This window comes from Microvirga arvi (genome assembly GCF_016892765.1).
Taxonomy (GTDB): domain Bacteria; phylum Pseudomonadota; class Alphaproteobacteria; order Rhizobiales; family Beijerinckiaceae; genus Microvirga; species Microvirga arvi.
This window is the reverse complement of record NZ_JAFEMD010000057.1, coordinates 18,429-33,847: the sequence shown is the minus strand read 5'-3', so window position 1 is coordinate 33,847 and position 15,419 is coordinate 18,429. Positions and strand designations below refer to the sequence as shown.

The following is a 15,419-nucleotide window of genomic DNA, read 5'->3' as shown; positions in this document are numbered from 1 at the left end:
GAGATGGCTGCCGGGGCGCAGACAACGACCTACAGGGTTGATCCCGAACGCGAACGTCCAGCTTGACCGCTATGACGAGGGACCACTAGACTTCTCCTCAGCTCGGGCGCGACGTTCAGCGGGAACGTTGAAAACGTTGGGCTTCGGCGCGCGACGGGGTTGCCCTGAACGGTCGGAAGGACGATCCCAGGGCGGTTGCGTCATGGCTATTTGATGCCTGTCCCTTTCGCAAGCCGCGTTCAGGGTACGCATAGCTGATCCGTTAGCGAAATCGGTCGAAGTTGCTTGAATCGAGGCAGCCCGATCGGCAATTCCGGTTGAGCAGTTGCCAGGAATTAGGGAGATCGAAGGTCGCCTAATCTGATGAAGCTCCGGTTGAAGCTTCAGTCGTGGCGCATTTTTACAGCATAACCCAAGTACATCAATGATCTTGCCCTTGCCAAACCAGGCCAGGAGGCCTAAGTGCGGCAGTCTCTCAGGTATCTTTCTGATCCGCTCGGTCAGAGGCTGCTGATAATCGAAGCTATTATGTACTCACACCGTCCGCCCTTGAACTCTGTGTGCGGAAAAGGACAATAACATCATGAGCGAGAGCGCAACCTCTCCCAACTTTATCGAACTCTCGGCCGACATTGTTTCTGCTTATGTCAGCAACAACTCCGTTCCTCCTTCCGACCTGCCGTCGCTGCTCGCCTCCATCTATGCCGCTCTGACGAAGACAGCACAGGGGCGGCAAGAAGAGCCTGCGGCTGAGCTGGTGCCTGCGGTTTCGGTGCGGAAGTCCGTCACTCCGGACTACATCTTCTGCCTGGAAGACGGGAAGAAGTTCAAGTCCCTCAAGCGCCACCTGCGGACAACCTACGATATGTCGCCGGAGCAATACCGCGCTAAGTGGAGCCTGCCGGTCGACTATCCGATGGTTGCGCCGAACTACGCCAAGGCTCGCTCTGAGCTTGCCAAGACCATCGGGCTCGGCCAGCAGCGGAAGAAGGGCAAGGCCCCGGTGGAAGCTGCTTCCACTGCTCCTGCTCCCGCCAAGGGCCGCCGCACGAAGAAAGCAGCCTAGCTCTTTCCAAGATCAGCGGATCGGCATAGCCCTCGGATGCCATGCCAAAAACCCGGTGCTCGAAAGCACCGGGTTTTTCTTTGCGCTGTTCCGGTTCCAGCCCGCTTGCCCTGGGACCTAGAGCTGTTTCCACTGACGTGGAATCATCTCTCTTCTTTGGCTTGCCGCATATTCTGACGGCGAACCGGATCTACTTCGCCGAAATATGCTCTAGCCTGCCGGCTTACCGCGCCTTCTCCGCCGCCTCGCGAATGGCCGCCATGTTGGCAGCATAGGCCGACGGACCGCCCTTGAAAGTGGCGGAGCCCGCAACCAGAGCATTGGCGCCGGCGGCGGCTACGAGCGGGGCCGTCTCGACGGTGACGCCGCCGTCGATCTCGATGTCGATGTCGCGGCTGCCGATCATCGCCTTGACCCGACGGACCTTGTCGCAGACGGAGCCGATGAAGGCCTGCCCGCCGAAGCCGGGATTGACCGTCATGAGAAGGACGAGGTCGACCATGTCGAGCACGGGCTCGATGGCGGATTCATGGGTGCCGGGGTTGAGCACCACGCCGGCCTTCTTGCCGAGCGCCCGGATGGTCTGAAGGGACCGGTGCAGGTGCGGGCCCGCTTCCGCGTGGATGCTGATGATGTCCGCGCCCGCCTTGGCAAAGGCTTCCAGGTAGGGATCCACCGGCGCGATCATCAGATGAACGTCGAAGACTTTCGCGGTGTGGGGGCGCAGGGCCTTCACCACGTCGGGCCCAATGGTGATGTTCGGTACGAAATGCCCGTCCATCACGTCGATGTGGATCCAGTCGGCGCCGGCAGCGTCGACAGCGCGGATTTCCTCGCCGAGCTTCGAGAAGTCGGAGGCCAGGATCGAGGGAGCAATGAGCAGGGGGCGTGTCATGGCCGCGCCGTTACCACGAGCCTGCTTTGGCGGCAACGAGACAATGGCGGTTGCGGCATGAACCAATCCAATACCACTCGCCTGGGGAGAGGTGCGTTTGCTGCAGGAAATCCGTGGACGGCTTCGATCCAAGAGGAGTAAAGAAGGCCTCGTTTGAATGATGCGAGTGCGCCTTTCTTAACCGAGGGCGCCTGAGATGGGGCAGGGCCTTCATGCGTAAGGATGTGGTTGTTCTCGGGGCTGGGATCGTCGGCGTGTCCATTGCCGTGCATCTGCAGAAGCGCGGACGGTCGGTGCTGCTGATCGACAGGCGCAAGCCCGGCGAGGAGACCTCCTTCGGCAATGCGGGCCTGATCCAGCGCGAGGGCGTCTACCCTTACGGCTTCCCGCACGATTTCGGGGCGCTCCTGCGCTACGCGCTCAACAACACGGTCGATGCCCATTACCACTGGGCTGCGATCCCGAAGCTCGCCCCGTTCCTGTGGCAGTACTGGATGCATTCGCGTCCTGCCCAGCACAAGGCGATCGCGCAGATGTATGCTCCCCTCATCGAGCGCAGCGTCACCGAGCACATGGCGCTGGCCGAGGAATCCGGCTCCACCCATCTGATCCGCCCGACCGGATGGATGAAGGTGTTCCGCGACGAGAAGAGCCGGGACGAGCAGTTCCGCGATGCGGAGGGCGTGAAGCGCGATTTCGGCGTCAATTTCGACGCCCTCGACACCAAGGCTGTGGCTGAGCGTGAGCCGCACCTGAAAGTGGAGACGAAGGGCGGCATCCACTGGACCGACCCGGCCTCCGTCTCCGATCCGCACCTGCTGACCATGGGCTATGTCAGCCTGTTCGAGCGCCTCGGCGGCGAACTGGCGGCGGGCGATGCCACAACGCTTGAGGAAACCTCGACGGGCTGGCGCGTCCAGACCGAGAAGGGGCCGGTGGAGGCCGGAGCCGTCGTCGTGGCGCTCGGCGCCTGGGCCGACATATTGACCACAAAGCTCGGCTACAACCTGCCGCTCGCCGTCAAGCGCGGCTACCACATGCACTACAAGCCCGATGGCAACGCGGTTCTCAACCGGCCGACGCTGGATTTCGACCGCGGGTATTTCCTGGCTCCGATGTCCAAGGGCATCCGCCTTACGACCGGCGCCGAGTTCGCCAATCGCGATGCACCCAAGACTCCTGTCCAGCTCGGACGAGCCGAGCCCATCGCCCGGGAATTCTTCCCGCTGGGCGAGCGTGTCGATCCGGAACCCTGGATGGGCATGCGTCCCTGCACGCCCGACATGATGCCGATCATCGGCCCCGCGCCCAAGCACAAGAACCTCTGGTTCGGCTTCGGCCACGCCCATCACGGCCTGACCCTCGGCCCGGTGACGGGAAGGCTCCTCGCCGAAATGATCACGGGCGAGACGCCGGTGGTCGATCCCAAGCCCTACCGGGCGGAGCGGTTCTAGGCTGGCCCTGCTCCGGATAGGTCCGACCCCTGAAAGAATGATATCCTATCCGTTTAGAGGGGAAATTTCTTGATTGTGAGGTCATAACCTTTATGATCCGCGCCAACGTTGCATGGGGGAGCGGATGCTGGGGGGCGACCGATCGCTGATCAGCGACATCTATGAAACTGCGATCGTTCCCGAGCGATGGCTCGATGTGTTCGAGCAGATTTCCGCCATTGCCGGTGCTGATCGTGGCTTCATGGCCGCCCTCACGCCGAGAGGCGAAAGGTCCTGGCTGGCCACGGAGCGCTATCAACAGGATCTTTCTGATTGGTATGCTGAAGGTTGGCACCTGCAAAATACCTGGGCGGAACGTGGCCACGAGAGAAAGCGCCTCCAGTTCTTCGACGAAACCGACATCTTTGCGCCCGGCGAACTCAATTCGATTCCTATGTACCGAGACTTCCACCATCCGCGCGGTGGCGGCTGGTCTGCCGGTGCCCTTATGCAGCTCCCTGGCGACGGCGGCGTCTGCTTTCGCTTTGAGCGCCCTTACCATCAAGGTCCCATGGAGCAGGACGTGAGGGAGAGGCTCAATCGGCTCCGGCCCCATCTCGCGCATGCGGCTTTCCTGTTCTCGAAGCTCGGATTGCGGCAGGCCCGATCAGCGGCGTCCGCCTTGCAACTCATGGACATCCCCGCTGCCGTCCTGACCCGCAATGGCCAGCTTCTCGCCTGCAACATGGCCATGCAGACCCGGTTGTCTCAGGTGAGTACACTGGCCGGCGATCGGATCGCTTTCACGAATAATGACGCCCAACGAACCTTGAGCGAAGGCCTAGCTCGGATCACGGCCGGCCTGTTCGACCAGCTTCGAGGACCTATTCCGATTCCGGCAACAGAGGAAGATGGGCCGGCTGTGGCCTATCTGATCCCAATGCGAGGGGCCGCCCAGGATCTGTTCGGCTGCGAGACCACGCTCCTCATGATCCGGCCCGACGATTCAAAGAACGCCCTCATGAATCTGGTGAGAACCCGTTTCGTGATTGATGCCGGCGAGGCCCAGCGTTGGGCCCGGCTCCTTGGAATGACATGCCCGCGCTTAGCGGCCGCACTGCTCGTCTCGACAGAGAACATCCAGACTACCTTGGATCAGTGGCTCGGCAGAACTCAGATGCGGCTAGAGGCCCGACTGGCTGGTTTCCTATGGAAGCTTGGGAATGATCCCGAACTCCATCTGACAAAGCCACGGGTACACTAACAGCATTTTCGAGACAGCTCATACATCTCTGCAGGAATCATTGACCCTCTTCAAGGACAGAAAGCCTATCTATTTAGAGGGGAAAATTCTTGAATGGTAGGTTAGAACGTTTATGCTCCGCTCCGATTTTACGGGGGAGCGAATGCAAGGGGATGACCGGTCGCTAATCAGGGACATCTACGAAGCTGCGGTTATTCCCGAGCGTTGGTATCAGGTTTTCGAGCGTATCTCGGCCTTTGCGGGTGCCAATGGTGGTTTCATGATCGCCGATACAGGCGGAGGTGCAAGGTCGTGGGTCGCGACCGAGCGTTTCAGGCCGGTGCTGGGGGATTTCTACGCACAGGGCTGGCATCTGCGGAACACGTGGGCCGAGCGGGGCAGCCGGCGAAAGCGCCTGCAATTCTTCGATGAGACCGAGATCTTCGCTCCCGGCGAACTCGATTCCATCCCGATGTACCGCGACTTTATCCGTCCTCGCGGGGGCGGCTGGTCTGCTGGCTCCCTGATGCATTTCCCCGGCGGCGGGCAGGTGTCGATGCGGTTCGAGCGTCCCTTTCACCATGGCCCGATCGAGGATGAGCTGCGCATGCGGCTGAACCTGCTCAGGCCGCACTTGGCTCGTGCAGCCTTCCTGTTCACCAGACTTGGCTTGCGTCAGGCCCGGTCAACGGTATCAGCCTTGCAGTTTATGGAGATCCCGGCAGCCGTCCTCACCCGAAGCGGGAAGCTCCTTGCCTGCAATGAGGCCATGGAAGCGCGCTTGCCGCAGGTCAGTGTCCGGGCTGGTGATCGCATCGCCTTCACAGACGATGGTGCTCACCTCGCTTTGGGCGAAAGTTTGGAGCGGATTACAGCCGGTGCGTTCGACCGGCTCCGCGGCCCCATCCCCCTTCCAGCAACAGAGGAGCAGGGGGCGGCGGTCGCTTATCTGATCCCGATGCGTGGAGCGGCCCAGGACCTGTTCGGCTGCGAGACCACTCTCCTCGTGATCCGGCCTGCCGCTTCGGAGAACAGGCTCATGGATCTGGTGCGGACCAAGTTCGTCATCGATGCGGGTGAGTCCCAGCGCTGGGCGCGCCTGATCGCGGTCGCATGCCCACGCTTGGCAGCAGCCCTTCTGGCTTCGACCGAGAACGTGCAAACCGCCCTGGACCGGACCCTTGGGAGGACCCAGAGCGGATTAGAGGCGCAGATGGCGACCTTTCTTTGGCGACTCGGCCAAGATCCGGGATACTCCTCCGTCGCGAGACAGGAAGCGGCCTTGCTTTAGTCCTTGCCGTCCTTCCCGAACAGATTCCGCCATGCCGGCAGCGCGCCGGGATAGGGCAGGGCCGTGGCCTCGTAGACGCCGCGCGCGATGGCGCGGGTCAGGCAGTCGGCTGCCAGCGCCGTGAGTTCCGTGAATTCTGCCGCCTCGTCTCGAAGCGGCTTGCGCCCGGTGGCGGCCGCGAAGATCGTGTCGCCATCGAACAGGGCATGGGAGAAGCGCAGGCCCCGAGCAAGACCCGCATGGGAGGCGATGGCGAGACGCTTGGCTTGTGCTTTCGTCAGCACGGCATCGGTGGCGATCAGCGCGATGGTGGTGGCCGGCTGTGGGCCGCCCTTCCAATGGAGCCTGCGCATGTGAGGGGTGACGCGAGCAGGGTGCCCATGCCCGCCGAATTCCATTCCTTCCTCCAAGGCTCCGGCCCAGAAATGCGGCCCATCCCCGATCACGGCCGAAGCGATGCTGTTCACAACCACGAGCGCGCCGACCTGATGTCCGGACGACGTGGTCGCGCTGGTCGATCCCAGGCCCCCCTTCAGGTTGGCCGTCGTGGCGCCGTAGCCGCCACCGGCAGTGCCGAGTGCAAAGTCGTGCCCGGCCTGTTCCGCCGCCTGAAAGCCGAGTTCCCGATAGGGCGGGTAGCGGCCCCAGTCCTTGTTCCCGCCATTCAAGAGATCGAAGCTGGAAGCCTGGCAGACGATGGGGACGAGGGCCTCCCGGATTGCGAAGCCGATCCCCTGTTCCCTGAGATAGGCCTGGACGCCGCTTGCCGCATCGAGCCCGAAAGCGGAGCCTCCGGAGAGGACGATCCCATGGATGCTGGGCACCATCTTGTCGGGATCGAGCAGGTCGGTCTCGCGGGTGGCGGGTGCCCCACCCATGGCAAAGCAGGAGGCGACTGCCGGTTCGTCGAAGAGCGCCACCGTGACGCCGGAGCCGAGGGCCGCGTCGTCGGCATTGCCGACGCGAAGGCCCGGGACGTCGGTGATGAGATTGCGGGCTCGAGTCATGGTTTCAGAAAACCGGAAACCGGATCCCTTCACAAGCTGGCGAAGCGGCGTTTCACCGGCTTTCTAAGGCCGAGGCAAAAGGATAGAACGCTTCGCATGCTTAGCGTTTCCTTTCCGGCTGCGGCCCTTGGCGGCCTCATCAGCTTCTTGAGCCCCTGCGTTCTGCCGCTGGTGCCGCCCTATCTGTCCTTCCTGGCCGGCACGACCTTCGACCGGTTGAGCGCGGGTGACGACCGCGCCGTCCGGAGGAGGGCGGTGCTGGCGGCGCTCCTGTTCGTGGCGGGCTTCTCGACTGTTTTTGTGCTCCTTGGCGCCACAGCCTCGGCCCTGGGTCAGGTGATCCGGCAATATCTCGATGTGCTGAGCACCGTGGCGGGTCTCGCGATCATCGTCATGGGTCTGCACTTCCTCGGGGTTTTCCGAATCGGCCTGTTCTACCGCGAGGCGCGCTTCAGCGTGGCCAAGCCGGTCGGGCTCTGGGGCGCCTATGTGATGGGACTGGCCTTCGCCTTCGGCTGGACGCCCTGCATCGGCCCGGTGCTGGCGGCGATCCTCACCGTCGCGGGCTCGGAGAACAGCGTGTCCCAGGGCGCCCTGCTGCTGGCCGCCTATTCGGCGGGTCTCGGCATTCCCTTCCTGCTCGCTGCCTTCGCCATGAAGCCCTTCGTGGCGCTCCTGAAGCGCATGCGCTCGCGCTTCGCGATGGTCGAGAAGGTGATGGGGATCCTCCTCGTCCTCACCGGCGTCGCGTTCCTCACCGGCTGGATCACCAATATGTCGTTCTGGCTCCTGGAGACGTTTCCGGCGCTTGGGCGATTGGGATAAGGTTGCACAGGAATCGGGTGGCTCGCCGTGCGCTGAGTGGACACTCTGGAGATCTCTCACGGGAGATGATCCATGACCTTTCACGTTCGCGGCCTCGATTCACAAGCCTTTGCGCCTCTCTTCCAGCTGAATGAGGCCGACCTCAACGCCATTGGCGCGCAGCGGGTCTATGCCGATGCTGACGATCTCTATCCCTGCCGGATCGCCCTGAAGCGCGTCGCGCAGGGCGAGGAGCTTCTGCTGCTCAACCATGCCCATCAGACGACGCTGACATCGCCCTACCGCGCGGCCGGGCCGATCTTCGTCAGCCGATCCGCCGCGACCGGGACCTACCGGAACGAGCTGCCACCGATGCTGCGGGACCGGCTTCTGTCCTTGCGCGCCTATGATGCGAATGCCTTCATCGTCGACGCCGAAGTGGCGGAGGGCGAGGAGGTGGTGCGGCTCATCGAGAGGTTCTTCGCCGATCCGAAGGTCGCCCATGTGGATGCCCATTTCGCCCGGCGCGGATGCTTCGCTGCCCGGATCGAACGAGCCTGATCTCAATCGCCGACTTGGTGCCCCGCAGCCCGCAGGGCCTCCATGGCCCTGCCCACATCCTGCTCCTTGACCAGCACGTAATCCGTGCTGAAGGTCGATGTAGCGAAGATGCCGATGCCGGCCTTGGCCAGGGGGCTGAGTACGGAGGCCAGAATCCCCGGCACGCTGAAATCGAAGCTCTGCTCGATCCGGAAGCAACGCCAGCCTGCATCGACCTCTGCCGCAACAGGCGCCTGATCGTGAGGGCAGACGAGAGTTGTTTCCTCGACGGCCTGCACCAGGAGCGAGAAGGCGCCCGGAGCCGGCGCCGGGACCGATGTGCCTGCGGGGAGGCGGCAGATGGCATAAGGACTCGCGAGCAGGGAGAGGGTGAGCGTGGGCACGGTCTGCGTCATCCGGAGAAAAGACATTCATTAGAACACATAAGAAAACCCGCCCTGTTGCCAGAGCGGGTTTCCGATCGTTCGGCTTTTAGGCCGATCGATTACATGGCGAGTTCGTTGCCGGAGTAGTCGATCTTGCCGTCAGCGCCCTTCTTCCAGACATACATGATGTAGTCAGGACGGGTGATGTCGCCCTTCTTGTCGAAGGAGATGTCGCCGATGACGGTCTTGAAGGGCTTGCCCGACTTCATGGCGTCGGCGACCTTCTTGCCGTCGGTGCCGCCAGCCTGCTTCGCAGCCTCGGCCAGGATCTGGGCGGCGGCGTAGGAGTACAGGGTGTAGGCTTCCGGCTCGAAGTTCTTGGCCTTGAACTTGGCCACGACGTCCTTCGCGTTCGGGTTCTTGCGCGGATCCGGCGAGAAGGTCATCAGGGTGCCTTCGGCGCCCGGGCCGGCGATCGAGGTGAACTCGGCCGACACGATGCCGTCGCCCGACATCATCGGGGACTGCAGGCCCTGGTCGCGCATCTGGCGGATGATGAGGCCGGCTTCCGTGTGGAGGCCACCGAAGTAGACCACATCGACGCCAGCCTGCTTCAGCTTCGACACGAGAGCGGAATAGTCCTTCTCGCCCGGGTTCACGCCTTCATAGACGACTTCCTTCAGGCCCTTCGCGTTCATGGCCTTCTGGGTCTCGTCGGCAAGGCCCTTTCCGTACGGGGTCTTGTCGTGAACGACGGCGACCTTCTTGCCCTTGAACTTGTCGGCAAGGTAGCTGCCGGCAACGAGGCCCTGCTGGTCGTCGCGACCGCAGGTGCGGAACGTGTTCCACATGCCGCGCTCGGTGAACTGCGGGTTCGTCGAGGCCGGGGTGACCTGGACGATGCCGGCTTCCTCATAGACCTGAGAGGCCGGGATCGAGACGCCGGAGTTGAAGTGGCCGACGACGAACTTCACGCCTTCAGCAGCGAACTTGTTCGCCACCGACACGCCCTGCTTGGGGTCGGAGACGTCATCGCCGACGACGATCTGCAGCTTCTGGCCATTGATGCCGCCGGCTGCGTTGATGTCTTCGACAGCCTGCTCGACGCCGTTCTTCAGCTGAGCGCCGAAAGCCGCGTTCGGGCCGGTGATGGGGCCAGCAACGCCGATCTTGATCTGGGCGCTGGCTGCGCTGGAGAAGGCGAGGCCAAGACCAAGCGCCACGCCGGTCAACAGCAATTTTTTCATGAGGTCACTCCTCTGGGTGGTTTTATAGGCCCCTCTTCCTCGTGGGGCCGGTTTGGCGGGTTCTCCCCGCCATCCGCGTGACATCATGCTTGTTTTTAAGCGAATGTCACGCTGGAATCTTTTTGGCTTAGCCCTTGGTAGCAGACGCCTTTTCCCGCCAGGAAAAAGGCCCGGCCCGCTCATAGAGCCAGCGGTACTGCGTGGTCATCATGCGGGCCCGCCGGTACTGGAAGCCCAGGGTCCCGATGATCAGCATGACGATCGTGTCGACCGCATAGTAGTGGATCGACAGAAGCGTTCCTCCGAACAGGGCGAAGTGGATGAAGCGCACGGCTGCGCCCAGAATGAACAGGTAGAGGAGAAGGGTCCAGAAGGGGCGCCAGGTGAGGGCGATGGCCCGGCCGGTCATCCAGGCGGCCCAGCCGCCCATGATCACGGTGATGAGAAGAAAGAGCCAGATCGAAGGCTCTTCGTAGAGGATGCCCTGCATCAGTGATGCCCCCCTTCGAGATAGGCCGCTTTGACTTGCGGATCTTCGAGCAGTTCCCTGCCGGTTCCGCTCATGGTGATGTTGCCCGTCACCATCACATAACCGCGATGGGCCAGCTTGAGGGCATGATAGGCGTTCTGTTCCACGAGGAAGACGGTCATGCCGTCCTTCTCGTTGAGCTCTTTGATGATCTGGAAGATCTGCTTCACGATCAGGGGGGCGAGACCCAGCGAAGGCTCGTCCAGAAGCAGGAGCTTGGGACGGCTCATCAGGGCGCGGGCAATCGCCAGCATCTGCTGCTCGCCGCCCGAGAGGGTGCCGCCGCGCTGCTGCAGACGCTCTTTCAGGCGCGGGAACAGGGTGCAGACCCGCTCGAGATCCTGGTCGAAATGGGCCAGCCCGTTCATGGACGCGCCCATCTGCAGGTTCTCGTACACGGTCATGCGCGGGAAAATGCGCCGCCCTTCCGGCGACTGGGCGATCGACAGGCGGGCGATCTCGTGGGTGGGCATCTTGGTGATGTCCTTCCCCGCATAGGTGATCGTGCCTTCGCGGCAGCGCGGATTGCCGAAGATGGTCATCATCAGCGTCGACTTGCCGGCGCCGTTGGCGCCGATCAGCGTGACGATCTCGCCCTCGTTGACGTCCATGTCGACGCCTTTGAGAGCGATGATGTTGCCGTAATAGGTCTTCACGCCGCGCACGCTGAGAAGCGGCTGCCGGGCAGATGAAGCCTGGGGACTCTGCATCGCGATGTTTGCTCCAGCAGTGCTCATGCGCCGATCTCCGCTTCGACCTTTTCGATCTCGTCATCGGCGACGCCGAGATAGGCGGCGATGACCTTGGGATCGTTCCTGACCTCGATGGGCGAGCCGTCCGAGATCTTGATGCCGTAATCGAGCACCACCACGTGGTCCGAGATCTCCATGACCACCGACATGTCGTGCTCGATCAGCAGGATCGAAGTGCCTTGATCCTTGCGGATCGAGAGCAGGAGCTCGTTGAGCTCGTGCGACTCGCGCGGGTTGAGGCCGGCCGCGGGCTCGTCGAGGCAGAGGAGGAGCGGGTCGGTGCACATGGCGCGGGCGATTTCGAGCCGGCGCTGATCCCCGTAGGGCAGGTCGCCGGCCGGTTCGTCGGCCCGGTGGATGAGCCGGGTCTTCTCGAGCCAGAACTTCGCCTTCTCGATCGCCTCCTTCTCGGCCTTGCGGTAGCCGCCGATGCCGAGCACCCCGAGGAAGGTGAAGCCTGAGGCGATCATCAGCGGGTTGTGCTGGGCCACCAGCAGGTTCTCGAGCAGGGTCATGCCGGAGAACAGGCGGATGTTCTGGAAGGTGCGGGCCACCTTGCCCTTCCAGTTGATGTCGAAGCCCGGCAGCCGCTCCAGGAGCAGGTGCGAGTCGTCGGGCTTGCGCAGGGCGATCATGCCCTCCGTCGGCTTGTAGAAGCCGGTGATACAGTTGAAGACCGTGGTCTTGCCGGCTCCGTTCGGGCCGATCAGGGCCGTGATGTCGCCGCGCCCGGCCTTGAAGGAGAGGTCGTTGACGGCAACGAGGCCGCCGAAGCGCATCGTGAGATGCTGTACGTCGAGGATGGGATCCTGCAGCCAGCGCATTAGCCGTGTCCTTCCTTCACGAGCGAGCCGGAGATGGCCTTGCGCTCTTTCAAGATCACCGAGGGTTCACGTTCCGAGATCAGGCCGCGCGGACGCCAGACCATCATCGACACCATGCCGACGCCGAAGAGGAGCAGGCGATACTCGTTCGGATCGAAGCCTGCGCCGAAGATCGATTGAAGGAAGGTCAGGTTGCGCAGGACCTCGGGACCGCCGACAAGCACGATGGCCGCGATGGCCACGCCGATCTGCGAGCCCATGCCGCCCAGCACCACGATGGCCAGAATGATCGCCGATTCCAGGAAGTTGAAGCTTTCCGGAGAGACGAAGCCCTGGCGAACCGCGAAGAACGATCCTGCGAAGCCGCCGAACATGGCGCCGATGGCGAAGGCCGTCAGCTTGGTGTTGGTGGTGTTGATCCCGAGCGACCGGCAGGCGATCTCGTCCTCGCGCAGGGCTTCCCAGGCGCGACCCACGGGCAGCTTGCGCAGGCGCATGGTGACGAAGTTGGTCAGGAGGGCCAGGAACAGGATGAGGTAGTAGAGGAAGATCATCCGGTGCATGCCGTTGAACTCGAGCCCGAAGGTGGCCGCGAACCCGCCTTCGCCTGCCGTGAAGGGCAGGCCGAAGAAGGTCGCGCGGGGGATCGAGGAGATGCCGGCGCCGCCATTGGTGAGATCCACCCAGTTGATCAGCACGAGGCGGACGATTTCGCCGAAGGCGAGGGTGACGATGGCGAGATAGTCGCCGCGCAGGCGCAGCACCGGAAACCCTAAGATCATGCCCCAGAAGGCGGCGAGGATGCCGGCGAGCGGCAGGCAGATCCAGAAGGACAGGCCGAAAGTGGTCGAGAGCAGGGCGTAGGAATAGGCGCCGACCGCATAGAAGGCCACGTAGCCGAGGTCGAGCAGGCCGGCCAGGCCCACCACGATGTTCAGACCCCAGCCGAGCATCACGTAGGTGAGGATCAGGATGCCCAGATCCACCCAGTAGCGCGACTCGTTCAGGCCGCCCTGGATCAGGTAGATCAGGACCGGAAAGGCCAGCGCCACCCCGAGGAAGAAGGGAATGGCGAAGCGCGATACGTGCTGGAAGGCGCTCGGCGTCGCTCCGACGGGTTCCGTCGCCTGATGGGCGCTCGGGGTCGCCTTGGTATAGGCCCGCGAGGCCGTGAAGGCGTGCAGCACGAGGCGAAGGCCGAACACGATGGCGCAGACGATGGCGACCAGGCCCCAGCGGGGGGTCAGGAAGAGATCGGCGCCGGACTGATCCGTCTTGTAGGCCAGGATCGGGATGGACAGGCCCAGCATGATCAGGGCCGTCTTGAAAGCGTCCTTGAAGGCCGCGCCCAGATCGAAGCTGCGCGTCACGGCCTGGGTTTGGGCCGTGGAGGTGATGGAAGGAGCGTTCATGGCGGCTAGGCTCCCTAAACCTTCTCGACCTCAGGCCGTCCGAGAATGCCGGAGGGCATGAAGATCAGAACGATGGCGAGGATCGAGAACGCGGCTACGTCCTTGTACTCGATGGAGAAATAGGCCGACCAGAAGGTTTCGATGAGGCCGATGATCAACCCGCCCAGAACGGCGCCCGGGAGCGAGCCGATGCCACCCAAAACCGCTGCCGTGAAGGCCTTCACGCCAGGTACGAAGCCGTCGTTGAAGCTCACCACGCCATAGTACAGCAAATACATGGTGCCCGCGACCGAGGCGAGCGCGGCGCCGATTACGAAGGTCAGCGAGATCGTCCGGTCCACGTTGATGCCGAGAAGCGCCGCCATCTTGCGGTCCTGCTCGCAGGCGCGCTGGGCCCGGCCGAGAGAGGTCTTCTGGACGAGATACCAGAAGATTGTCAGCAGCACTGCCGTCACCACCATGATGATGATCTGCTTGTAGGAGAGGGCGACGTTGTAGCCGCTTTCCCCCTGAAACAGCACGACGACGTCCTGAACCATCGGCGGGGTCGGCTTGTTGCGAGCTCCTTGAGCCACCTGGACGAAGTTGGAGAGGAAGATCGAGACGCCGATGGCCGAGATCAGGGGCGCGAGGCGGAAAGAGCCGCGCAGGGGCCGGTAGGCGATGCGCTCGATGGCCCAGCCCCAGAGGGAGGTGAGCACCATCGCGATGACCAGCACGATGAGCAGAGCCAGCGCGATGGACGAGATCCCGAGCCATGTGGTCAGGATCAGGAAGAAGATGAGCGAGATGAAAGCGGAGAGCATGAAGACATCGCCGTGGGCGAAATTCACCATGCCGATGATGCCGAAGACCATCGTATAGCCGATGGCGATGAGGCCGTAGATCGACCCCAGTGTCAGCCCATTGATGAGCTGCTGCACAAAAATTTCCATGTCCTACCCTTGCCCCTCTGGAACGGGGTCATTCTTGGGAACTGCAGGAAAGCACGATGCGGGAACATCGCCAAGCCTGACCTTAGGTGCGCGTGTCTCTAGCAAACGGATCTTCATTCGACAACGGAGTGTTAAGATTCCTATCAGCCTATTTGATGGAATGATCGGCAGAATGACCGGATAGGATGCAAAGCGTCAGTGCTGCGCCGCTTTGCAAGGGCTTGCCGAGGCCCCATATGGTTCTGGATGGCCTTGTGCTCAGTTCTGAAAGAGTGGAAGAGGCTTGTCCGGATCACGATGTTGAAGACTCAAGCCGCTCCCCCCTCCGAAGCTACAGGCGCACCCGGCCCCGAGGCCGTTCTCTTCCGGGAGGGCATGAGTCGTGTCGCCGATGCGGTCCACGTGGTGACGACGGATGGTGCCGCAGGGCGGGCGGGCTTTACGGCAACAGCCGTCACACCCGTGACTGACAGCCCGGCCTCGCTGCTGGTCTGCTTGAACACGGCCTCCCGGTCCGCTCAGGCCCTGCTGTCCAACCGGGTGTTCTGCGTGAATACGCTCGGGGCTGACGATATTCAGCTTGCCGATGTCTTTGCCGGTCGGGCCGGTCTTCAGGGGCAGGAGCGCTTTACCATTGGGCAATGGGAAAAGCTCCAGACGGGCTCGCCAGCCCTGATGACGAGCCTTGTGTCCTTCGATTGCCGGATCAGCGATGCTCGGGTGGTCGCAACACACCATGTGATCATCGGTGAGATCGTCAGGATCAGGTTGGGTGAGCAGAAGCCGGCGCTCGTCTATCAGGGCCGGCACTATCACGAACTCTGACGCGCCATCTTGAGGAGGAAAGGCCTCCTCACAAGCCATCGAGCCAATGAGGAGGCCTCCCGGTCCTGAGGGTTCAGGGAGAACCCTCGATGATCAATGAACCAATGCAGGCCCGGTTTCAGCTTCGCTGCAGATTGTGGACGAAGAATTGCGCGCCAAAAGAAAGGGCCGGCTTTGCCGTGGGATAAGCAAAGGGGCCCTTGAAGTTTTGAAGGGCTGTAGGTGAACAG

16 protein-coding genes are annotated in these 15,419 nt (G+C 62.6%); 7 read left to right on the top strand and 9 right to left on the bottom strand.

The features are described from left to right. Positions 1 to 583 precede the first annotated feature (583 nt). Entirely contained in the window at positions 584 to 1,066 is a 483-nt protein-coding gene (locus tag ILT44_RS24320; RefSeq protein ID WP_204242191.1) for a Ros/MucR family transcriptional regulator, read from the top strand. A gap of 223 nt (positions 1,067 to 1,289) precedes the next feature. Here the strand turns inward: ILT44_RS24320 and rpe are convergent, their stop codons facing one another. Continuing rightward, positions 1,290 to 1,961 (bottom strand): ribulose-phosphate 3-epimerase, encoded by a 672-nt coding sequence (gene rpe, locus ILT44_RS24315; RefSeq protein WP_204242190.1) that lies wholly within the window; start codon positions 1,959 to 1,961, stop codon positions 1,290 to 1,292. A gap of 212 nt (positions 1,962 to 2,173) precedes the next feature. Here rpe and ILT44_RS24310 point away from each other — a divergent pair, with 212 nt between their 5' ends. The 3 genes from ILT44_RS24310 (at position 2,174) to ILT44_RS24300 (ending at position 5,928) form a co-directional block, all read left to right on the top strand. Then, positions 2,174 to 3,415, top strand: coding sequence for an NAD(P)/FAD-dependent oxidoreductase (locus tag ILT44_RS24310; protein WP_204242189.1), 1,242 nt, complete (start codon positions 2,174 to 2,176; stop codon positions 3,413 to 3,415). Between the two features lie 124 nt (positions 3,416 to 3,539). Beyond that, the gene (locus ILT44_RS24305; protein ID WP_204242188.1) at positions 3,540 to 4,658 is read left to right on the top strand and encodes a hypothetical protein; all 1,119 of its coding nucleotides are present in this window, start codon (positions 3,540 to 3,542) and stop codon (positions 4,656 to 4,658) included. 142 nt (positions 4,659 to 4,800) lie between these two features. Continuing rightward, a complete protein-coding gene (locus ILT44_RS24300; RefSeq protein WP_204242187.1) occupies positions 4,801 to 5,928 on the top strand; it encodes a hypothetical protein in 1,128 nt (375 codons plus the stop codon). Here ILT44_RS24300 and ILT44_RS24295 read toward each other — a convergent pair. Next, positions 5,925 to 6,935: a P1 family peptidase gene (locus tag ILT44_RS24295; RefSeq protein WP_204242186.1), complete on the bottom strand. Its 1,011-nt coding sequence runs from the start codon at positions 6,933 to 6,935 to the stop codon at positions 5,925 to 5,927. The genes ILT44_RS24300 and ILT44_RS24295 overlap by 4 nt on opposite strands. Positions 6,936 to 7,031: 96 nt before the next feature. Between ILT44_RS24295 and ILT44_RS24290 the strand changes: the two genes are divergently transcribed. Continuing rightward, positions 7,032 to 7,760, top strand: coding sequence for a cytochrome c biogenesis CcdA family protein (locus ILT44_RS24290; protein WP_204242185.1), 729 nt, complete (start codon positions 7,032 to 7,034; stop codon positions 7,758 to 7,760). 72 nt (positions 7,761 to 7,832) lie between these two features. Beyond that, entirely contained in the window at positions 7,833 to 8,300 is a 468-nt protein-coding gene (locus ILT44_RS24285) for a DUF1203 domain-containing protein (RefSeq protein WP_204242184.1), read from the top strand. A 2-nt stretch (positions 8,301 to 8,302) separates the two neighbouring features. Here the strand turns inward: ILT44_RS24285 and ILT44_RS24280 are convergent, their stop codons facing one another. The 7 genes from ILT44_RS24280 to ILT44_RS24250 all read right to left on the bottom strand — a co-directional run bounded on the left by ILT44_RS24280 (position 8,303) and on the right by ILT44_RS24250 (position 14,364). Further along, the gene (locus ILT44_RS24280; RefSeq protein ID WP_204242183.1) at positions 8,303 to 8,710 is read right to left on the bottom strand and encodes an ACT domain-containing protein; all 408 of its coding nucleotides are present in this window, start codon (positions 8,708 to 8,710) and stop codon (positions 8,303 to 8,305) included. A 74-nt stretch (positions 8,711 to 8,784) separates the two neighbouring features. Then, a complete protein-coding gene (locus ILT44_RS24275; RefSeq protein ID WP_204242182.1) occupies positions 8,785 to 9,912 on the bottom strand; it encodes a branched-chain amino acid ABC transporter substrate-binding protein in 1,128 nt (375 codons plus the stop codon). Between the two features lie 127 nt (positions 9,913 to 10,039). Next, positions 10,040 to 10,402 (bottom strand): DUF6867 family protein, encoded by a 363-nt coding sequence (locus tag ILT44_RS24270; protein ID WP_204242181.1) that lies wholly within the window; start codon positions 10,400 to 10,402, stop codon positions 10,040 to 10,042. Next, entirely contained in the window at positions 10,402 to 11,178 is a 777-nt protein-coding gene (locus tag ILT44_RS24265; protein WP_239468501.1) for an ABC transporter ATP-binding protein, read from the bottom strand. The genes ILT44_RS24270 and ILT44_RS24265 overlap by 1 nt, the downstream gene beginning before the upstream one ends. After that, a complete protein-coding gene (locus ILT44_RS24260) occupies positions 11,175 to 12,017 on the bottom strand; it encodes an ABC transporter ATP-binding protein (RefSeq protein ID WP_305070724.1) in 843 nt (280 codons plus the stop codon). Before ILT44_RS24260 ends, ILT44_RS24265 begins: the two co-directional genes overlap by 4 nt. Then, positions 12,017 to 13,429, bottom strand: coding sequence for a high-affinity branched-chain amino acid ABC transporter permease LivM (gene livM, locus ILT44_RS24255; protein WP_204242180.1), 1,413 nt, complete (start codon positions 13,427 to 13,429; stop codon positions 12,017 to 12,019). The genes ILT44_RS24260 and livM overlap by 1 nt, the downstream gene beginning before the upstream one ends. Positions 13,430 to 13,443: 14 nt before the next feature. Continuing rightward, positions 13,444 to 14,364, bottom strand: coding sequence for a branched-chain amino acid ABC transporter permease (locus tag ILT44_RS24250; RefSeq protein ID WP_190844002.1), 921 nt, complete (start codon positions 14,362 to 14,364; stop codon positions 13,444 to 13,446). A gap of 297 nt (positions 14,365 to 14,661) precedes the next feature. Between ILT44_RS24250 and ILT44_RS24245 the strand changes: the two genes are divergently transcribed. After that, complete coding sequence (locus tag ILT44_RS24245) at positions 14,662 to 15,189, top strand: flavin reductase (protein WP_204242179.1); 528 nt, start codon at positions 14,662 to 14,664, stop codon at positions 15,187 to 15,189. Positions 15,190 to 15,419: the final 230 nt, after the last annotated feature.